Source organism: Streptomyces sp. W16, assembly GCF_033194735.1.
Classification (GTDB): domain Bacteria; phylum Actinomycetota; class Actinomycetes; order Streptomycetales; family Streptomycetaceae; genus Streptomyces.
In genome coordinates this window covers 1-2,578 of the sequence record NZ_JAWOAI010000860.1, presented here as the reverse complement: position 1 = coordinate 2,578, position 2,578 = coordinate 1, and the positions used below count along the sequence as shown (strand labels likewise).

At 71.1% G+C, this 2,578-nt stretch carries 4 protein-coding genes; 1 reads left to right on the top strand and 3 read right to left on the bottom strand.

Translation table 11 applies throughout. The features are described 5' to 3' along the window. Positions 1-227: 227 nt before the first annotated feature. The 3 genes from R6V09_RS50560 to R6V09_RS50550 all read right to left on the bottom strand — a co-directional run bounded on the left by R6V09_RS50560 (position 228) and on the right by R6V09_RS50550 (position 2,326). The gene (locus tag R6V09_RS50560) at positions 228-890 is read right to left on the bottom strand and encodes an HdeD family acid-resistance protein (RefSeq protein WP_317888158.1); all 663 of its coding nucleotides are present in this window, start codon (positions 888-890) and stop codon (positions 228-230) included. Positions 891-953: 63 nt separating this feature from the next. Then, positions 954-1,559, bottom strand: a complete 606-nt coding sequence (locus R6V09_RS50555; protein WP_317888157.1) for an HhH-GPD-type base excision DNA repair protein — start codon at positions 1,557-1,559, stop codon at positions 954-956. Positions 1,560-1,612: 53 nt separating this feature from the next. Then, entirely contained in the window at positions 1,613-2,326 is a 714-nt protein-coding gene (locus R6V09_RS50550; protein ID WP_317888156.1) for a siderophore-interacting protein, read from the bottom strand. An 89-nt stretch (positions 2,327-2,415) separates the two neighbouring features. Between R6V09_RS50550 and R6V09_RS50545 the strand changes: the two genes are divergently transcribed. Continuing rightward, positions 2,416-2,578 (top strand): penicillin acylase family protein (locus R6V09_RS50545; RefSeq protein ID WP_317888159.1); only part of this gene is annotated, 163 nt, incomplete at its 3' end.

Genomic DNA, 2,578 nt, shown 5'->3' with positions numbered 1-2,578 from the left:
CGTCGTACTCGATGGTCGTCCCGGCGGACGAGGCGACGGGTGTCGCCCGCGTCTCGGCGTGTGTGCCCGGTACCAGCAGGGCGAGCAGCAGCACGAGCGCCCGCAGCCAGGCACGGCTGCGGGGGAGGCTTCGTGCGGTGTTCACGGGGGTCAATCTGCCCTGCGGTTCTACGGCGTTCATCGCGTCCGGCGCGAGATACGCCCGCATGGAGTAGGGGCCGTGGTCGTCACAGAGCGGCCGGGATCTGCTGGGCCCGGCCCTTCATCCGGATCGCCGTGATGATCTCGACGACGCCGACCGCGACCAGCCAGATGCCGCCGACGAGGGTGAGGACGGCGACCGAGCGGAAGGGGGAGTCGATGAGGACGATGCCGGCGATGAACGTGACGACGCCGAGGAAGATCTGCCAGCCGCGCGCGGGCATGTTCTTGTCGGAGGCGGCGGCCAGGGTCTGGGTGATGCCCCGGATCAGCCAGCCGATGCCGATCCACAGGGCGAGCAGCAGGATCGACTGCATCGGGCCGCGGAAGCAGAACAGGCCCAGCACGATCGACAGCGCGCCGCTGATGAACGCCAGCACGCGCAGTGAGGTCGCCCTGTGGGTGCCGAAGGCGGAGACCAGCTGGAAGATGCCGCTGATCAGCAGGTAGAGGCCGAAGAGGATGCCGGCCGCGAAGAGGGACGCGCCCGGCCACACCAGGACCAGGACGCCCAGGACGAGGGACGCGATGCCGGTGAGCAGGACTACCTGCCAGGCGGCTTTGGAGAGGGCGAAGAGGGGCCCTTCGAGTTCCTGCTCGTCATGTGGGGGCCGCGGGACACGGGTGTCGTGGGCGCGGCGGTCGTCGAACTCCGGGCCCCAGGAGGGGCCGCTCGGTGCCTCGGTCATGGTCCATGTTTCGACCGGGCGCGGACGGCCCGCCACCGGGGCGGGCCACCTGGCTGACGGGGGCTATTTGGTACCGGGCGTACCGGGCGCCTTCGTCGCCTTGGCCGCGGCCTTCATCTCCTGTTTGTGGGCGCGCACCTTGGCCAGTGACTCGGGGCCGGTGATGTCGGCGACGGACCGGAAGGACTTGGGCTCGCCGTACGCCCCGGCGGCCTCCCGCCAGCCCTTCGGCGTGACGCCGAGCTGCTTGCCGAGCAGGGCCAGGAAGATCTGTGCCTTCTGCTTGCCGAACCCGGGCAGTTCCTCAAGGCGTTTGAGCAGGGCCGCCCCGGTGTCGACGCCCTCCCAGACGCCGCTCGCGTCCCCGTCGTAGTGCTCGACGAGGTACTGGCACAGCTGCTGGATCCGCTTGGCCATCGAGCCCGGGTAGCGGTGCACGGCCGGCTTCTCGGAGAGCAGCGCGGCGAACTCCTCGGGGTCGCGGGCGGCGATCTCGTGCGCGTCCAGATCCTCGGCCCCGAGCCGGTCCGCGATCGTGCGCGGCCCCTTGAACGCCCACTCCATCGGCACCTGCTGGTCGAGCAGCATCCCCACCAGCGCGGCGAGCGGGGAACGGCCGAGGAGTTCGTCGGCGGCGGGGTCCTGGGCGAGGTGAAGGGTGACGTCCATGGGTCGATTCTGGCGCGTCCGGGGTCGGGATGCCTCCCCGTGCGCGGGCGGGCTCAGGTCGGCCGCCAGTACCCCAGCGCGTGCACCCGCTCCCGCCGTACGCCCAGCTCCTTGCGGATGTACGACGACAGCGACCGGGTCGTGGCCGTGTCGCAGGTGATCCAGACGTAGGGGTCGGGGGTGGCCTTCAGGAGGTCGGGGAGTTCGGCGCGGATCCGCTCGACCAGTTGGCCCCTGGGGAGCGCGCGGATCTCGTGCCGGTCCGGGGCGGTGCGCAGGGGGAGTCCGTCGGGCTCGCCCTCGAACCAGATCGTCGCCGGGACCGTCGAACCCACCGCCCCCAGCAGGGAGTTGATGGCGGGGACGGATGCCGGGTCGCCGATCGCGAAGAGGTGGGAGAGGGGTGGGTCGGGGGTCTCGAAGCCGGTGCCCTGGACCGTCGCCTCGATCGTGTCGCCGGGCTTCGCGGCGCGGGCCCAGTCGCTGGCTCGGCCCTCGTGCAGGGCGAATTCGAGGCCGAACGTGCCGGCCGCCGGGTCGGGGTCGACCAGGGTGTACGCCCGCTGATGGGGCCTGCCCGCGTTGTCGAACCAGAGCCGGACCCACATCGTCGGGTGGACGCCGGTCGCCGCGAGCATGCCGCCGTCGGTGAGGTGGAGGCGGCGATAGTGCGGGGTGACGTCCTCGGCCCTCGTCACCGTGAACTCGAAATCCTTCGCGCGCAGCAGCCGGAGAACCGCGCCCTCCCATCCGCGCCCCTGTGCCATCGTCTCTTCACCCTTCGCGTACGCTTTCCCCACCAATAACTTAGGCAAGGCTAACCTAAACAACAGCCTCGAAGCAGAGGGGTCACAGGGTGACGACCCAGATCTACCGAGACGCCTGGGGAATCCCCCACCTGCGCGCCGGCAGCGCCGACGAACTCGCCCGCGCCCAGGGCCGCGTCACCGCCCGCGACCGCGCCTGGCAGCTGGAGGCCGAACGGCATCGCGCGCAGGGCACATCGGCCGCCTTCCTCG